The sequence below is a fragment of the Bacteroides sp. UBA939 genome, from assembly GCF_002293435.1.
Lineage (GTDB): Bacteria > Bacteroidota > Bacteroidia > Bacteroidales > Bacteroidaceae > Bacteroides.
The window spans coordinates 37,769-56,136 of sequence record NZ_DBDF01000077.1; the positions used below are offsets into that span (position 1 = coordinate 37,769).

At 44.1% G+C, this 18,368-nt stretch carries 10 protein-coding genes; all 10 read left to right on the plus strand.

The features are described 5' to 3' along the window. Window positions 1-13: 13 nt before the first annotated feature. The 10 genes from B2Z67_RS05400 (at window position 14) to B2Z67_RS05445 (ending at window position 17,827) form a co-directional block, all read left to right on the plus strand. Window positions 14-1,090, plus strand: a complete 1,077-nt coding sequence (locus B2Z67_RS05400; protein WP_291528793.1) for a DUF5627 domain-containing protein — start codon at window positions 14-16, stop codon at window positions 1,088-1,090. A 39-nt stretch (window positions 1,091-1,129) separates the two neighbouring features. Beyond that, a complete protein-coding gene (locus B2Z67_RS05405; protein WP_291528794.1) occupies window positions 1,130-3,388 on the plus strand; it encodes an endo-1,4-beta-xylanase in 2,259 nt (752 codons plus the stop codon). 122 nt (window positions 3,389-3,510) lie between these two features. Further along, entirely contained in the window at window positions 3,511-4,260 is a 750-nt protein-coding gene (locus B2Z67_RS05410) for a hypothetical protein (RefSeq protein WP_291528795.1), read from the plus strand. 70 nt (window positions 4,261-4,330) lie between these two features. Next, on the plus strand, window positions 4,331-5,086 hold the full coding sequence (locus B2Z67_RS05415; RefSeq protein WP_291528796.1) for a hypothetical protein: 756 nt from the start codon (window positions 4,331-4,333) through the stop codon (window positions 5,084-5,086). A gap of 388 nt (window positions 5,087-5,474) precedes the next feature. Beyond that, entirely contained in the window at window positions 5,475-6,821 is a 1,347-nt protein-coding gene (locus B2Z67_RS05420) for an aspartyl protease family protein (protein ID WP_291528797.1), read from the plus strand. Window positions 6,822-7,588: 767 nt separating this feature from the next. Further along, the gene (locus B2Z67_RS05425; protein ID WP_291528798.1) at window positions 7,589-8,704 is read left to right on the plus strand and encodes an endo-1,4-beta-xylanase; all 1,116 of its coding nucleotides are present in this window, start codon (window positions 7,589-7,591) and stop codon (window positions 8,702-8,704) included. A 176-nt stretch (window positions 8,705-8,880) separates the two neighbouring features. Beyond that, window positions 8,881-11,256 (plus strand): glycoside hydrolase family 127 protein, encoded by a 2,376-nt coding sequence (locus B2Z67_RS05430; RefSeq protein ID WP_291528799.1) that lies wholly within the window; start codon window positions 8,881-8,883, stop codon window positions 11,254-11,256. 10 nt (window positions 11,257-11,266) lie between these two features. Further along, the gene (locus tag B2Z67_RS05435; protein WP_291528800.1) at window positions 11,267-13,240 is read left to right on the plus strand and encodes a cellulase family glycosylhydrolase; all 1,974 of its coding nucleotides are present in this window, start codon (window positions 11,267-11,269) and stop codon (window positions 13,238-13,240) included. A 36-nt stretch (window positions 13,241-13,276) separates the two neighbouring features. Beyond that, on the plus strand, window positions 13,277-16,498 hold the full coding sequence (locus B2Z67_RS05440; protein ID WP_291528801.1) for a glycosyl hydrolase family 95 catalytic domain-containing protein: 3,222 nt from the start codon (window positions 13,277-13,279) through the stop codon (window positions 16,496-16,498). Window positions 16,499-16,570: 72 nt separating this feature from the next. Beyond that, window positions 16,571-17,827: a glycosyl hydrolase family 8 gene (locus tag B2Z67_RS05445; protein WP_291528802.1), complete on the plus strand. Its 1,257-nt coding sequence runs from the start codon at window positions 16,571-16,573 to the stop codon at window positions 17,825-17,827. Window positions 17,828-18,368: the final 541 nt, after the last annotated feature.

Below are 18,368 nucleotides of genomic sequence, written 5' to 3' on the forward strand. Positions count from 1 at the left end.
GCTTATAATGAATATGAATAAGAATAAACTTATAATGAAATGGATGGTTCTCGGCGCCTTACTTGCCGGGTGCGAAAATGCAGACAAGGAATTCGATGACTTCGAATACCAGACCATCAGTTTTGCCACCCAGACTCCTGTGCGCACTATCACGCTGGGCGAAGACGTATATCCCACCGAGCTTGATAACGAGTATCGCATGCAGATTATCGCTACGTTGGGAGGTATATGGGACAACCGGAAAGAGCGTGTGGCGCAGATTGCCATAGACAACGATCTCTGCCGGGGTGCTTACTTCGCGAACGGCAACCCCGTGTTGCCCATGCCGGAGAACTACTACACCTATACTTCGGGCAATGTGGTATTCCCGAAAGGGGAAATCTACGGGCGTATGGACATACAGTTGACCGACGCTTTCTTCAACGACGCTTTGGCACCCGAACTGACCTACGTCATTCCGGTACGGTTGGTACAGGGTTCCGACTCTATCTTGCAGGGAAAGCCGAAAGATAATGTATCAAACCCCAATCGCCTGAATGCGGGCGACTGGGATGTGCTTCCCAAGGACTATGCCCTTTATGCCGTGACCTACAAGAATAAGTATGAGGGTCTCTGGCTGAGCCGTGGAACAGATCGCTTTAATATAAACGGTAGGACTAGTACGGTTGAACGTAACCCGGCGATAGAGAAGGCTGACGAACGTGCTTTGGGCACCATTGCCCTGAACAAGGTGCGTTACCCCATTACCGTCTCTGTGGATGTGGTGAATGAGCAGGGCGAAGCTGCCAAGCAGAACCTGAACATGGATCTGTTGATTACGTTGGATGATAACGGCAATTGTACCATCACCACCGATACGCCGGATGCTACGGCAAGCGGTTCGGGTAAGTGGACATACCACGGTGCCAAGAAGGCGTGGGGCGATAAAGACCGTGACTTGTTTGAACTGACCTACGAAGTGACCTATCCGCCTTATGTGCTGAACGTCGTGACCGGTGAAATGGGTACAGCCAGCTGTAGTAGTGAAGACACATTGGTGGCACGCGACAGACAGAGCAAATTCGAGACTTTCAATGTGGTGTTGAAGTGAAACGGAATCTAAACAATTTCAAAAAAAAGCTTAGATAAAATGAACAAAAAAAATAATATGATATGGGTCACGCTGGTATCAGCCTTGCTGGTTTCCTGCGTGGATACCGAAATCGTAGACATCACGGTGAATAAGCCGACGTCTATAGAGCAATACGAGTATCTGAAAGAATATGCCCCGCTGAAGTCATACATCGACCGCGCAGCCAGTCCCGGTTTTAAATTGGGAATAGCCTTGTCGGCCAACGAATTCCTCGAAGAGGGCTTGATTTATCGGTTGGCGCAAGCCAACTTCGATGACATGACGGCAGGTAATGAGATGAAGTATGCTTCGTGCGTAAACGATCAGGGAGAAATGAACTTTGGAACTGTCGATAAGTTTGTTACTGCGGCTCAAGCTGCCGGAATCACCATTTATGGGCATACATTGGCTTGGCATGCGCAGCAGAATAACAAGTATTTGAATTCGTTGATTAAGGACAAGGAAATGGATGCAGATCCTGATGCAAAACTTGACGTCGAGGATTATATTGTGGACTATTCTGAAAGTAATTATAATTTTTGGAATCAAATAGATGCTGAAGTTGCAGGAACTGCATCTATTGGACGAAATGCAGCGGAAGGTTGTCTTGAAATCAAGAGTTCCGTTGCAGCTTCTCAGAATTATTTTATTCAGTATCACATTGCAGATGGTCTTCCTACTGAACAAGGCAAAGATTATAAGTTGACAGTGATGATTAAGGGTTCCAGTCAAGGTCGACTTCCTGTTGGTGTAGGTACTTGGGGGGGGAGAGCCGAAGGTGGAATCGACTTCGATACTGAATGGAAAGAAGTTGAGTTTTCTTTTAAAGCTGTGGATAACGGTGGTCATGTGATGGCTCAATCAGGTCTTTTTGTTGGAACTATTCAGATTAAGTATGTTAAGATATCCCACTCTGAAGCTCCGGCTGTAAATATCTATACAGACATGGTTGTCGGTGGTGATGCAGAAGGTACTAATGTTTCTAGCTTCTTCTCAACAGAACAAGGTGTTGGTGGTCCTAAAGCCATTACAATTGGTGAATCCGGAACAGGCGCTGATGGTGTAGGTCATGCTTTTGTAATACAATCGGGTGATAATCCTCCGGAAAATCATTCTACTCAGTTCTTTGTAAAAGCTGATAGGGTATTGAATGCAGGTGATGTTTGTAAGGTATCATTTATGTATAGGGCGGATAAGAATGCTGGGTCAGAATCTCAGACTCATGTAAATCCCGGTGAGTATATTTTTTATGATGCAGGGGTTAGGGTGGACTTTACTTCTGAATGGAAGTTGTTTGAGAAGGAATTCTCTGTTACTACGCAGATGATTTCCTCCAATGGTAATGGGGCAATAATGCCTTTCCAAACAATTGCTTGGAACTTAGCAGTACTTAAAGAGGCTAATACCTACTATATCGATGACTTCAAGTGGCAAATTGTGACCAAGGGTAACACCATTCCTCTTACTCCCGAAGAGAAGAAAGATACCCTTACATGGGCTATGAATACTTGGGTGGAAGGTATGATGAAAGCTACTGGCGGTTACGTAACAGCATGGGATGTAGTGAATGAAGCCATTTCCGGTGGTGGTGATGATGGAGAAGGATTCTATCCTTTACATTCGGTTACTAATGTCAGCGAGGCCGATGCCCAGAACAATTTCTACTGGCAAGACTACTTAGGTAGCGTGGATTACGTGCGTATTGTTGTAGCTGCTGCCCGTAAGTACTATGCCGAGAATGGTGGCACCAATCCTCTGAAGCTCTTTGTCAACGACTATAATCTGGAATCTGACTGGGACGACAATAAAAAGGTCAAGAGTCTGGTACACTGGATTGAGAAATGGGAAGCTGACGGTGTGACGAAAATAGACGGTATCGGTACGCAAATGCACGTGACTTGCTATGCCAATGCTAACACACAGAGGAGCAAAGAAGAGCATGTAGTGCAGATGTTCGAAATATTGGCTAACAGTGGCAAGCTTGTGAAGATTACTGAGCTTGATATGGGTTACGAAGACGAGAACGGCAATAGCGTACAGACAGCGAACATGACTGAAGCTCAGCATAAGGCGATGGCTGAATACTATAAGTTCATCATAAAGAAGTACTTTGAAATTATTCCTGCTGCCCAACAGTATGGTATCACTCAATGGTGTATCGCCGATAGCCCCACTGGTTCCGGTTGGCGCGCTGGTGAACCCGTAGGTTTATGGGATGCCAACTACAGCCGCAAGCATACCTATGCAGGTTTTGCTGACGGATTGGCCGGTAAATAATAGAACTCTATAAAATAGGTAGCGGGATGCGCAGGGCGTAACCGCTACCTATTATTTTTTAAGTCATAATTAGTTTGTACATTGATAGTTAATCATAATTACTTATTTAAAAACGAATTGTTATGAAAAAGATTTTATTTATTTTAAGTGTAATCCTTCTGTGTAGCTGCGAAAATAGCTTTTTAAGCATGGAAGAAGAGAACTCATTGTCTTCTGTTGAATTACAGAATCTTTCTTTAGATAATTATTATTATTCTGTTGATACTAATAATGTAACTGCTGATTATCTGGGAACTGCGACAGTGCCTACTGTTAGATCATATTTCTTGGAAGAAGATGGTACAAGTAGAGACGTATTACCCGTAGTGACAAGTAAACCAACTTGGGTTAGTAATGTTGAAGTTCGAAAAGTGTATTACCAATATTACATAATACTTGTTACAGTAGATATGAATACTTCTCTGTCAGGAAGAATGGGAGCAATTGTTTTAACTCAATCGGAGTCAAACAAAACCCTATCACTACAAGTAACACAAGAAAGTGCTACTAATATGGTTACTATAGGAGTGGCTAATATCTATACAAATAGATATGAGTTTACTGCTACAACAACCTATCCTGTCAAAGAAGAAGTTAGATGTTATGTTCCATATAAAGTATATAACAATGGTGGTGAATCGAATCATGAGGCAGTTATTGTTATTGCTAAAGGACAAACGATAGGAACTTTTGTAATGGATTTCAATGCCTCTCCTTTAGTCGCTTATCATGGTAATATAAGTGGGTATGTATTATATGAAGGACGTCTTTATGGAGATGGTTTCTATACTTATAACTTTGTACGTTATTGGTCTTTGTTTCCTATTACCTGAATTTATTTGTTAACGATTTATCAGTGTATTAACACGCTCTGTTTATTATGGAGCACTAACAATTTAATTTATGAAAATATGTTATTCTCTTTTAGCCTTATTCTTTTTGTGTAGTTGTGAAAGTGGCTTTTTAAGCATGGAAGAAGAAAGTTCATTGTCTTCTGTTGAATTACAGAATCTTTCTTTAGATAATTCTTATTTTTATACTAATAGTAATAATATGGTTGTTGATTATCAGGGAACTGCTACAGAAATTCCTACTATTACGTCATATTTGGAGGAAAATGGTGCGAATAGAGACTTGTTGCCTATAGTGACAAGTAAACCAGCTTGGGTTAGTAATATTGAAGTGCGAAATGTGTATTACAAATATTACATAGTAATTGCTACAGCAGAAATAAATACTTCTCTGTCAGAAAGAATGGGGACAGTTGTTTTAACTCAATCAGAAACTAATAAGACTCTATCACTACAAGTAAAACAAGAAAGTGGTACTAATATAATCACTTTGAGTGTTTCAACTGTTGCAACAAATAGATATGAGTTTACTATTTCAACCCGATATCCTGTATATGGAGGAAATGTAGTAGGATCTGTAGGAGTCAATGTTTTACATGAAGTTTATAATGATTATGCTACGTATCAAAGTACTATGGGTATGCGTATCTCTAATGGTTCTACGAGTGATTCATTTGTAAAGGATTATAATGGTTCACCAATTGTCGCGTATCATGGTGATCTGAAGGGTTGTAGATTTTTGCCCCCGATTACTCCCTATCCGTTGAATGATGGTTTCTATGATTATGTTGTAGTTATTGCTAATTAAGAATATAATACAAAACAGTCTTGTTAAATCTGAATTCAAGATTGGGATAAGTGTTACTGTATCAATAATAGATAATAGCGTTGACGCCAATCTGCGTAATTTGGCAGTCTTACAAGATATGTGGCAGATAACTTATCCGCCACATATCTGTAATTTAGAATGTTCTCTATCCTGTCAACCAGTGTCACTGTCAGTATTTATATCGTCCGTTTCTCAGAGGGTAATTTTCCGGTGTTTGTCGTCCGCGTACCCATTCTCACCGCTAAATTCTTATATAGTGGTATCATAGCAAATAATCATATCAAAATTATGATATGAAATACAAGTTACTCATTTCCTTATTATTAATGCGAATCAGTAGTTGATTCTAAATTCTAAATAACTTAAGATGAATATGAATCATTTTCTTTTTCTTTTTTTTATATTATTGTTTGGAGCGTGTAGTGCAAAAAGTAATTCTTCAACAGGTGTTCAGCAAAAACATACAGAAGAATTAGAGGCAATCCATGCTTCGGATAGCCTGTTAACGGAATGGGATTTAGTCCGAATGCTTGATAAAAAAGACTTGTTCCGACTTGAAGCTCTATTGCAAGAAAAAAGGTCTGAATTACCTCCATATATTGTATTGTACCTTGATGCTAATTTACAGAATGCCTTCAATCAAACTGAACAATCATTGCAAACAATCAACAAGTTGCTCGACAATTATAGCGAATCTTTGAGCGACGCCCTTCTTTATAGAGTTTATGCAATCAAGTACGACAATTTATTTAAGCAGTATCGTTACAACAAGGCAGCCGAAGCATTAGAGATTGCCATCGACAAATATGGTCATGCTGTAGACAGCGTTTGGTTGGCAGTGGTGCGTGAAAAAGATTATAATTTTGTTAGGTCGCTAAAGGGGTTTCCTGTACAAAAAATGCATATAACTACTGATGTAAGTATTCCTGTTTCACTCAATGAATACAACCATATAATAATGAATGTGTCGAGTGGCGGGCAATCGGAAAATTTCATTTTCGATACAGGGGCTTCGAATGTTATATCCGAGAGTTGCGCCCGGCGAATGGGAATTCGAATATTTGAATCAAAAGCAAGTACAGTAGGAGCAGTAGACAAGCAAGTCCAATTGAAAGTAGGTTTGGCCGACAAACTGCGGATTGGTGACTTAATGTTTGAAAACGTCGTTTTCAAGGTAATGCCTGACGAATCACTCTCTTTTCCGGAAGCCAATTATGTTATTCATGGAATTATTGGTTTTCCTGTTATGAACCAAATGAAGGAAATAGAGATATGCAAAAATAAAAGTATTACTGTGGTTGCTCACCCAACGAAAGGTAATTCACGCAATCTGTTTTTGGATAACGCTATGCCAATTGTTCAATTTGAAGCCAATCACGATACAGTACTTTTCATAATGGATACAGGCGCCAATACAACCAAGTTTTCCGAAAATTATTTTGCTGCGCACACCGTTGAAATAAAGGAGAAAGCAACTTCAAATACAATACGACGAGGTGGAGTAGGCGGTTTTGTTGATAGCGAAGTGTACGAATTGAAAAACGTCCAATTAAAAATCGGAGGACAAGAAATGGTAATTCCAACCATCACGGTGTTAACAGACAAACTTTCGTACCTTACAAATTATGATGGCCATTTAGGGCAGGATGTATTGATGCATTTCAATAAGCTAACTCTAAATTTTAAGGAAATGTATGTGTCATTCGATAACTAACCTAACCTGCAGTATGAATAATGCAGGTTAATTCTACTTATAGTTTTATTCCGGGGTTCACCCGTTTCACATACCTCTGTAATCTCCTTATTCATAGCGAATAACGGGTGAAAGCACTCTGTAAAAAGTGCCCATTTCAGGGGTTCACCGCTTTCACCCTCCCCCGCATTGTCCCGGCTTTCGGATGAAAGGACGAGTATCTATTTTCTGACTTATCTATTGTATTGGATTACAGTTTACTAAATAGCCGACTATAGTCGTCCGATCGGCCAACTGGAGTCGTCCGATCGGTCAACTGGAGTCGGCTTATCGGACGACTACAGTTGACCTTTCAATTATCTGTAATCCAATTGATTAATATTACCGTCCGTCTGTGGGCACTAATCATCCAACTATTCAATGTGAAGGGCGGTGAAAGCAGAACCCCACCTCACAGCGCGTACAGACGGGGTTAAAAAAAACCGCTTTCACCCGTTTCTGCCCATGTATAAGTGGATTGCAGAAAGAAGTGAAACCGGTGAATAGTAGTTTAGTAACATATAGGTAAAGAGCGAGATTTTAGTGATAATACCTATCTATAAAACCATGCATGTAACATTCTTAAATGAAAATGTAACATAGAAATCGAAAATGTAACACCAGCGAAAAACTGTGTAGCATGAGAGTACTGCCTATGTTGTTTCCATCTATTATATTTGAAATCGGAAAATAGAAGCTGTTTTGAATTCAAAATAGCTTCTAACATCTGAAATTAAATTGAAAATGATATGGGAAACAAGAACTTTTTGTGTGTATTACTATTAGGTTTTGCATTAAATTCCTGGGGAAGCGAACCTGTAACAGGTGATGGACCTTCTCTGAAAAAAGCAGTTGGCAACAAGTTTTATATCGGCGTTGCCATGAATACCGCACAATCGTCGGGGCGCGACACTAAAGCTGTGCAGTTGATAAAAAAACATTTTAATTCTATTGTAGCAGAGAACTGTATGAAGAGTGCAGTTATTCATCCGGAAGAGAATCGTTATAACTTCTCTCAGGCAGACGAGCTTGTTAAGTTTGGCGAAGAGAACGGTATGTTCATCATCGGGCATTGCCTGATGTGGCATTCGCAGTTACCGCGATGGTTTTGCACAGATTCCGAAGGGAAGAATGTGGCGCCGGAAGTACTGAAGCAACGGATGAAAGATCATATCTATACGGTTGTAGGCAGGTACAAGGGACGTGTGAAAGGTTGGGACGTAGTGAATGAAGCCATTATAGAGAATGGTTCTTATAGAAAAACGAAATTCTATGAGATTTTAGGCGAGGAATTTATACCTTTGGCTTTTCAATATGCCCATGAAGCAGACCCGGATGCCGAACTCTACTACAATGATTATGGAATGAACGTGGAAGGGCGTCGTAATACAGTGGTAAAACTGGTGAAGAGTCTGAAAGAGAAAGGACTAAGGGTAGATGCCATCGGTATGCAGGGACACATGGGAATGGATTACCCGGATTTGAAAGAGTTTGAAGAAAGCATTCTTGCTTTTGCCTCAACAGGCGCCAAGGTGATGATTACCGAATGGGATATGAGCGCCCTGCCTACAGCCAGGCGAAGTGCTAACATATCCGATACCGTGGCTTACCGGAAGATGCTGAATCCGTATCCGGAAGCATTGCCGGATAGCGTTTCCGAGAAGTGGAATGCAAGAATGACGGATTTCTTTAACCTGTTTATGAAGCATTCGGATGTTATCACCCGTGTAACGGCATGGGGAGTAACCGACGGAGATTCCTGGAAAAATGGTTTTCCGGTGAGAGGCCGCCGCGATTATCCGTTACTCTTCGACCGTAACTATCAGCCGAAGCCTTTTGTGAGAGAATTGATAGAAAAGAAATAACTTTATCCGCAGATGACGCGGATTACACAGATTAAGTTTTAAATAAATCTGTGTAATCTGTGTCATCTGCAAATGAAAGATAGTAGGCTGAAACTTTTCATACAGCCTCAGCACAAAGTGAAAAAACAGTTTTGCAATATATATTAATTACTCAATTTTTAGGAAATACCATGAACATGAATAAGAAAAGCGCTTTATTAGTGTTGTTTTGTTTGGTTGGAATCTTTACAAGTACGCTTGCCCAGGATAAATTGTATACGAATACATTTCCGTTAGGGCAGGTTAAATTGCTGGATGGTCCATTTAAACATGCGTGCGATTTGAATGTACAAATACTGCTTCAGTATGATGTTGACCGTCTGCTGGCTCCTTTTCTGAAAGAAGCCGGACTGCAACCTAAGGGGGAGATATTCTCTAACTGGGCAGGTCTGGACGGACATGTAGGCGGGCATTATCTGTCCGCACTCGCCATTCATTATGCGGCTACAGGCAACGTTGAGTGTAAGAAACGTATGGAGTATATGATTTCGGAGCTGAAGCGTTGTCAGCAAAAACAGGGCAATGGCTATATAGGCGGCGTGCCCGAGGGGATGAAGGCCTGGGATGAAATTAAGAAAGGAAATGTCGCCATCGTATGGAAGTACTGGGTGCCCTGGTATAACTTGCATAAAATCTATGCAGGCTTGCGTGACGCCTGGATGTATGGTGGCAACGAAGAGGCAAGGCAGATGTTTCTTGACCTTTGCGACTGGGGGCTGACAATTATAACTCCGTTGAGCGATGAGCAGATGGAGCAGATGCTGGCAAATGAGTTTGGCGGCATGAATGAAGTATATGCCGATGCCTATCAGATGACCGGCGACGTGAAGTATCTGGATGCTGCCAAGCGTTTCTCTCATAGATGGTTGCTCGACAGCATGGTGGCGCAGGTGGACAATCTCGATAATAAACATGCTAATACACAAGTCCCTAAAGTAGTGGGCTATCAGCGGGTTGCCGAATTGGGGCATGATAAGAAATATGAGGCTGCCACTGAGTTCTTCTGGAATACGGTGGTTTACAACCGTTCCCTTTCTTTGGGAGGTAACAGCCGGCGCGAGCATTTTGCTGCGGCAGACGATTGCAAGAGCTATGTGGAAGACCGTGAAGGACCAGAGTCATGCAACACGAATAACATGTTGAAACTCACCGAAGGACTGTTCCGTATGAACCCCGAAGCCCGTTATGCCGATTTCTATGAACGGGCAATGTATAATCATATTCTTTCTACCCAACATCCGGAGCATGGCGGATATGTCTATTTCACATCTGCGCGCCCTGCTCATTACCGGGTGTATTCGGCGCCAAACAGCGCCATGTGGTGTTGCGTAGGAACAGGTATGGAGAATCATGGTAAATACGGTGAGTTCATCTATACCCATACTCACGATTCTTTGTTTGTGAATCTTTTCGTAGCTTCTGAACTCAACTGGAAAGAGAAAGGGATTACCTTAACACAGGAAACCCGCTTCCCGGATGAAGAAAGCAGCCGCCTGACAATCAGGGTAAAGAAGCCGACTAAGTTTAAATTGTTGGTTCGCCATCCGTGGTGGGCAGACGGTAATGATATGAAGGTGCTGTGCCGGGGCAAGAACTATGCTGCCGGGTCATCTCCTTCCTCTTATATCGCTATAGAAAGAACATGGAAGAATGGCGATGTTGTTGAAATCACTACTCCTATGAAGGTGCATATTGAAACGTTGCCGAATGTACCTAACTATATATCAATTATGCGTGGCCCTGTATTGCTGGGTGCGCAGATGGGAACCGACCATGTAGAGGGATTGGTAGCTGATGACGGCCGTTGGGCGCATATTGCACACGGACCGTTGGTTTCTGTCTTCGATACTCCTTTTATTATTGGTAGCCGCGAAGAGATACAGGCAAAGCTTGATAACATGCAGCCGGTAGCCGGGAAGCCTTTCTGCTATACCGTACCCGGATTGTTTACCGGTAAGTACAAAGACCTGGTTCTTGAACCTTTCTTCCGTATTCATGACAGTCGCTACATGATGTATTGGCTTTCGATGACGGATGAAGAGTATGCCGCATTCCGGAAAGCCGAGGAAGAAAAGGAGCAACTCAAGCTGTTGCTCGACAAGCGGACTGTTGATGCCGTTGCCACGGCAGAGCAACAACCGGAAGTAGACCATTTGATGAAATATGAGAATTCAACCACCGGAAACTTTGAAGGCGAAGCCTGGCGTGATGCCCGCAACGGTGGTTATTTTCAGTATAACCTGATGACGGGAGGTGAGAACGACTTATCGCTGATGGTTCGTTATTGGGGAGATGAAACCAGAAATCGCACTTTTGATATTTTGATTGATGATGAGTTACTGGTAACAGAGAACCTGGTTGGAAAATGGAAACGTAAGGAATTGGTAAATGCGGAATATCCTATTCCGGCAGCAATGACCAATGGTAAGAAGTCAGTTACTGTAACTTTCCGGAGTAAACCGGGCAATATAGCGGGGGGAATATTTTATATCAGATTATTAAAGAAAGAATAGGGGGCTTAAAATGAATAGGATCATACAAACACTTTTTTTCTTGGGGTTCATATTATTATTGTCTTGTTCCGATAAGGAAATACCGGAGGTTGTACCGCCTGAAAAAGAACCGGAGAAACCAGTGGAACCGGAACCGGAACCGAAGATTGATAATATTACGTTGCCTCTTCTCAGCGTAGTAGGGCGTTATCTTAAAAATGCGGAAGGAGAGATTGTTAACTTGCATGGTTTTACGCAGACCTACAGTCCTTTTTTCAATAACAGTGCATGGAACAATTACGATGTACAAGCCTGCCTGAACTATAACAAGCGCATGGTAGACGGAATATTGGCTGCGGGCTGGAGGTTTAACTTTGTCCGTATGCACCTGGATCCTTATTGGAGTGATGACCCTTCCATGACAAGTGTGCGCTATGAAGGGCATGAACGTTTCTCTGAGACACGTTTCCGGAAATATCTGGATGAAGTATTTGTACCGATGGCGGAATATTTCATTTCTAAAGGAATGTACGTGGTGATGCGTCCTCCCGGCGTGTGTCCGAATCGTGAACCTGCGGGCAGATATCAGGGTATAGAAGTAGGAGATACGTATCAACAGTTCCTGTTGAAGGTCTGGGATATCGTGGCGCAACATACAAAGTTGAAGAACAATTCGGGAGTCATGTTTGAACTGGCCAATGAACCGGTTGATATAAAAGGAACGGACGGGGTCTACGGAAGTTCGGGTGATGCTTGCTTCACCAACATGAAAATCTATTTTCAAGCCATTGTCGATAAAATACGAAACCATTGCGATAATATTATCTGGGTGCCCGGTCTTGCGTATCAATCTTCTTATGCAGGCTATGCCACCCACCGCATTGAAGGTGAGAATATAGGTTTTGCGGTTCATTGTTATCCGGGTTGGTATGGCAGTGATGCAGAGCAGGATAGCGGTGAAGGAATCGGCACTTCTACGGGAGGAGGATATGAAGCCTTCCAGCGTGGATGGGATGCACAGGTAGGACCTGTGGCAGCTTTTGCTCCTATCATGGTGACGGAGATAGACTGGGGACCGAAGAAGTATGATGCTACTTGGGGTAAAAGTATTACAGGTACGGCAGGAGGCGAAGGCTTTGGCGCCAATTTCAAGTACATAGCAGATAATTCGGGCAATGTATCCTGGCTGTTCTTTACCACGAGGTCTCATGAACTGGCGGCATTTAAGAATGTGCCGGGCGAGCCGGGTAAGTACACTTTTCTCAATGACCCCGAAGCCTGTCCGTGGGTAATGTATCACTGGTTCAAGGAGTATGCCGAAGGCGCGGTAGTGAATGGGGAGTTGGAAAGCTTGGAGCTGATGGGACAGGAAGGTGAGCTTCGCCTGCAAATGGGAGGTTCCGGTTATCTCAAAGTGAAGGCTACTTATTCGGACGGAACATCGCGGATGGTGACTGCGGAAGCGGATGTAAACAGCTCCAACACGGCTGTGCTGAAAGTAGAACGGGCAGGTAAACTGGTGGCGGTGGCGCCGGGTGAAGCTAAGGTGACTGTTACTTATCAGTCTGCAACCGGAGTCAGCAAGGAGGTATCACTGGATGTTACGGTAATTTCTCCTTTCTCTCTGACGGCAGATGTGTTTAATCCGTCTATTTGGGAGAAAGGTACTTTTGATGAGGCTACCCGTACGTTGGTGACAGGTCAGTATGGATTTGGCGGTTGGCAATATGCTGACGGGCTTAATTTGTCGGGCTATAAAACACTGACCGTAGAATTGGGTAACGCTAATGAAAGCAATGTTTCATTCCGCCTGTTTGATAAAAACAATTATTGGTCAAAGCCTGCCACTTATGATTTTGGCTCGTCACGCAAGGTAGTTGTTGAGTTGAACCGGATGGTTGATGATACTGGGGCGAAGATTGATCCTTCACACCTTTATATTATAGGTTTCTGGTCTTTGGGTGGAAAGCCGATTGTGATATCCAGTGTTTCTTTGGGGAAATAATTTATCTGAATAGCAATTAACTAAATAAATTATATTATGAGAACATTCGTATTTGCATGCCTGCTTCTCGTGGGCATGACAGCGTTTGCACAAGACGCGAAATTCCATGTCTATCTATGTTTGGGGCAATCGAACATGGAAGGACATGCAAGAATAGAAGAACAGGATACGGTGGCTATTGACAGCCGTTTCCAGGTGTTGGCAGCCGTTGATTGTCCCAATTTGGGGAGAACTCAAGGCAATTGGTACAAGGCAGTTCCGCCTTTGGCGCGTTGCCATACAGGCTTAACTCCGGGCGATTACTTCGGCAGAGCTATGGTAGCTAACCTTCCGTCGGACGTGCGGGTAGGGATTATCAATGTTTCCGTAGGCGGTTGCAGGATAGAACTGTTTGATAAGGATAACTACCAGTCGTATGTAGAAACATCTCCGGACTGGTTGAAGAATATGGTAAAGGAATATGGCGGTAACCCGTATGCACGTCTGGTTGAGTTGGCAAAGACAGCCCAGAAAGACGGAGTGATTAAAGGTATTCTGTTGCACCAGGGAGAATCGAATACGAATGATAAAGACTGGCCCTCGAAAGTAAAGGGAGTGTATGATAATCTTTTGAAAGATTTAGGATTATCGGCTGCTGATGTGCCCCTGCTGGCGGGTGAAGTGGTACATGCTGACCAAAACGGAGTGTGCGCCAGCATGAATACAATTATCGGCACCTTGCCACAGGTAATTCCTACGGCACACGTCGTATCCTCTGCCGGTTGTCCGGCTACATTCGATAATCTTCACTTTTCGGCAGAAGGATACCGGATGCTGGGAGCACGCTATGCCGCCAAGATGCTTTCCATAATGGGATATGGCGACTGGACTTCGGCACAGAACATGAAGCTATGGTACGGTCGTCCGGCACAGGACTGGCTGGAAGCTTTACCGTTAGGCAATTCCCGTTTGGGAGCCATGGTGTTTGGAGGAACTGCCCGCGAGGAGTTGCAACTCAATGAAGAAACCTTCTGGGCAGGCGGACCTTACAGCAATAATAACCCCAAAGGATTGCAGGTATTGCCCGAAATACGCCGCCTCATCTTTGAAGGCAAAGCGCTGGAAGCCCAGAAGCTGATTGACGAGAACTATATGACACCTCAGCATGGTATGCGTTACCTGACGATGGGAAGTCTTTTCCTGAATTTCCCCGGACATGATAACCCTTCCGGATATTACCGGGATTTGAATTTGGAGAATGCCACGGCCACCACCCGCTATGAAGTAGATGGAGTGAAGTATGTCCGCACGGCATTTGCTTCTATGAGTGATGATGTGATTGTGGTTCGTATCCGGGCGGATAAGGCAAAGGCTCTGAATTTCTCCGTATCATACGGTGGCCCGCTGAAATCGAGTGTACAGGTAAAGGGCGGCAAACTGATTGTGTCATGTCAGGGAGCTGAACATGAAGGTATCCCTGCCGCCATGCGTGCCGAATGCCAGGTGCAGGTGAAAACCGACGGCAAGGTGAATAAAGAAGAAAGTGCGCTTGCCGTGAATGGAGCTACGGAAGCTACTCTCTATATTTCGGCTGCTACCAACTTTGTGAATTACCATGATGTCAGTGCAAACGAATCGAAACGCGCTGCCGCCTATTTGCAGAAAGCCGTCCGCGTTCCTTACGAACAGGCTTTGAAGAACCATATCGCCGGTTATCGCAAGCAGTACGACCGTGTGGCTCTGACGTTGGAAAGCTCTAAAGTATCTGCACTCGAAACACCGGTACGTGTGCAGCGTTTCGGTGAAGGGAATGATATGGCAATGGCAGCCCTGATGTTCCAGTACGGCCGTTATTTATTGATTTCTTCTTCGCAACCCGGCGGACAGCCTGCCAATCTTCAAGGTATCTGGAACCAGAGTCCGTATGCTCCCTGGGATAGCAAGTACACGATTAATATCAATGCCGAGATGAATTACTGGCCTGCCGAAGTAGCCAACCTGAGCGAGACGCATGAACCCTTGTTCGATATGGTGGCCGATTTGGCGGTTACGGGCAGCGAAACGGCTAAAGTTCTTTATGATGCCAAAGGTTGGGTAGCACATCATAATACGGATATATGGCGTGCCTGCGGACCGGTAGATGCTGCAATCTACGGAATGTGGCCTAATGGTGGGGCCTGGTTGGCACAACATCTGTGGCAGCACTATCTGTTCACCGGCAATAAGGAGTTCCTGAAGAAGTATTATCCGGTATTGAAGGGTACGGCCGATTTCTATTTAAGCCATTTAGTGGAACATCCCAAGTATAAATGGATGGTTACCGTGCCTTCCATGTCGCCGGAACATGGTCACCGTGGTTCGCAGACTACGATAACGGCAGGTTGTACCATGGATAATCAGATTGCTTTCGATGCTTTGTACTCTACGCTCCAGGCGAGCCGTATTCTGGGAGGAGATAAGCAGTACGAAGATTCCTTGCAGGCTCTGTTGGATAAACTGCCGCCTATGCAGATTGGTAAATACAATCAGTTGCAGGAGTGGCTGATTGACGCCGATGATCCGCGCAACGACCACCGGCATATTTCGCATTTGTATGGTCTGTATCCCGGTAACCAGATATCTCCGACTACAAACCCGGAGTTGTTCCAGGCTGCCCGTAACACTTTGCTGCAACGCGGAGATAAGGCTACCGGTTGGAGCATAGGCTGGAAGATTAATTTCTGGGCGCGCATGTTGGATGGCAATCATGCGTATAAGATTATACAGAATATGCTTCATCTTCTGCCTAATGATAAAGTGCAGAAGGAATATCCCGAGGGGCGTACTTATCCTAATCTCTTTGATGCACACCCGCCTTTCCAGATTGACGGTAACTTCGGTTATACGGCAGGAGTTGCAGAAATGTTGTTGCAGAGCCATGACGGGGCGATACATCTGTTGCCTGCCTTGCCCGAAGTGTGGCAGAAGGGGAGTGTGAAAGGGCTTGTAGCGCGTGGTGGCTTTGTGGTGGATATAACGTGGGACGGGGCGCAGTTGAACACGGCAAAGATACATTCCCGTTTGGGTGGAGTGTTGCGCATCCGGTCTTATGTTCCTTTGAAAGGAAAGGGCGTACGGGTGGCTGATGGCGCTTGCCCCAATCCGCTGTATGCGCCGGCTGTTATAAAGGAACCGGTGGTGTCGAAGTTGATAAATCCGCAGGCGCCGCTTCTGTATCGCACTTACGAATATGATGTTGTTACTCAGCCGGGCGAAGACTGCTGGGTGGAGCGCGATTAATTATGAATTTTGAATTATGAATTTTGAATGGCTGCGCTATGCGCAGCCATTCATACATCTAATTTAGTAACCATGAAACATACAACTTTACTTCTGTTTAGCATCAGCCTGATGCTTTCTATCATTTGTTCGCCTGAAGCCCAGGCACGTCCGCTGCCGGAAGGAGACACCGGAACGTCAACTCCCCAAGGGGCTTACTATACAGGCAAGTACCGCAACCTGTTCAATGAGTATTTAGGAACCTCTCAACAAGAAACCGACCGGAAAATAGAGCAGATATGGAATCATTTCTTTGTAAATGAAGAAACAAGAGTTTACTATGAGAGCGACGACAATACGGCATACATCTACGATACCGGAAACCGGGATGTACGTACGGAAGGAGTTTCCTACGGAATGATGATTTGCGTGCAGTTGGACAAGCAGGCGGAATTCGATAAACTGTGGCGGTGGGCAAAGAAACACATGCTCTATACCTCCGGTAAATGGTCGGGATATTTTGCCTGGCAGTGCAGGACGAACGGCGATAAAATAGGAAAGGAACCGAGTTGTGCTTCGGACGGTGAAATCTATTTCATTACCGCCCTGTTCTTTGCCTCTCATCGTTGGGGAGATGACGGGGCATTCAACTATTCTCTGGAAGCACAGAAGATTCTGAAAGATATCATGTCCAAAGATGGTTCTCAGGGTATTTACAGCCTGTTCAATACCGATAGCAAGCTCGTTACATTTGTGCCGCAAAACGAAATGTGGCATTATACCGACCCTTCTTATAATCTGCCTGCTTTCTTTGAACTTTGGGCCATGTGGTCTGTCACTAATAAGGAGTTCTGGAAGCAGACGCCCGATGCCGCCCGTCGACTGTTGGTCAATGCATCGCATAAGCAGACGGGTTTGTTCCCCGATTATTCCGCCTTCGACGGTAGTCCTTTGCAGCCGCGCTGGAAGAAGGATTATGATGCCAAGAGATACCAGTTCGACGCTATCCGGTGCGCCATGAACGTCGGGATGGATTATTATTGGTTCGGGAAGGATGCTGCCAACCAGACGGACATGATGACCCGGTTGCTGAACTTCTTCAAGCAAGATAACTATGTGCACGGGCAGTTCAACCTGGACGGTTCGGCGCCTGCCGGTGGATATTCGGCGGGAATGGCAGGTGCTAATGCTGTCGGCGCCTTTGCGTTGAAGGACAAGAACCTGGCGAAGGAATACTTGCAGAGACTATGGGATGAGCCGTTGCCTACGGGCAGGTTCCGTTATTACAATGGTATGGTGTATATGCTGTCTGTGTTACATGTCAGTGGTAACTTCCGGATAATTAAATGAATTATGAATTTTGAATTATGAATTTTGAATTCGTAATTTAGGACAAAAGAAACTTCTCTGTTAGTCATCATAAATCAGTCGTATAATGAACCCTATTCACTATACGACTGAGCCTATCTCAGTATACGACTGAACCTATCTCAGTCGTATACTCATTCCACCCCCCTCAGAATATATTCTGGGCGGGGGAAAATAGGGCTTTTTGGCAAGTATAGCCTGAAAAAGGTGAAAGGAATAATATTAACAATAGTCTCACCGCCTCCAATAAATTATCATCTAAGGAAAAAGAATCCGTGTAATCCGCGCCTAAAGGTAGATAAGTGGGATTATACAATGATTTAAAACTCTACGCTAATAACCGGAGGTAGAGTTCTTATAAATCCTTGTCGCGTTTTTAAAGAATATGCCCATCGTTTTTAAAAAACGTGGGCAACGTTTATTAATAGGGTAAAAAAAGGGGTTGAAATAGCGGAAGGAGAGGGTTTAAAACCTTGCATTATATTATGATTATCAGTAGTATCTCTATTCTCCTCCTCCTGGG

Coding starts and splice junctions, on each gene's coding strand:
- B2Z67_RS05400 (WP_291528793.1), top strand. CDS start 14: ATGAATAAGAATAAACTTATAATGAAATGGATGGTTCTCGGCGCCTTA.
- B2Z67_RS05405 (WP_291528794.1), top strand. CDS start 1,130: ATGAACAAAAAAAATAATATGATATGGGTCACGCTGGTATCAGCCTTG.
- B2Z67_RS05410 (WP_291528795.1), top strand. CDS start 3,511: ATGAAAAAGATTTTATTTATTTTAAGTGTAATCCTTCTGTGTAGCTGC.
- B2Z67_RS05415 (WP_291528796.1), top strand. CDS start 4,331: ATGAAAATATGTTATTCTCTTTTAGCCTTATTCTTTTTGTGTAGTTGT.
- B2Z67_RS05420 (WP_291528797.1), top strand. CDS start 5,475: ATGAATATGAATCATTTTCTTTTTCTTTTTTTTATATTATTGTTTGGA.
- B2Z67_RS05425 (WP_291528798.1), top strand. CDS start 7,589: ATGGGAAACAAGAACTTTTTGTGTGTATTACTATTAGGTTTTGCATTA.
- B2Z67_RS05430 (WP_291528799.1), top strand. CDS start 8,881: ATGAATAAGAAAAGCGCTTTATTAGTGTTGTTTTGTTTGGTTGGAATC.
- B2Z67_RS05435 (WP_291528800.1), top strand. CDS start 11,267: ATGAATAGGATCATACAAACACTTTTTTTCTTGGGGTTCATATTATTA.
- B2Z67_RS05440 (WP_291528801.1), top strand. CDS start 13,277: ATGAGAACATTCGTATTTGCATGCCTGCTTCTCGTGGGCATGACAGCG.
- B2Z67_RS05445 (WP_291528802.1), top strand. CDS start 16,571: ATGAAACATACAACTTTACTTCTGTTTAGCATCAGCCTGATGCTTTCT.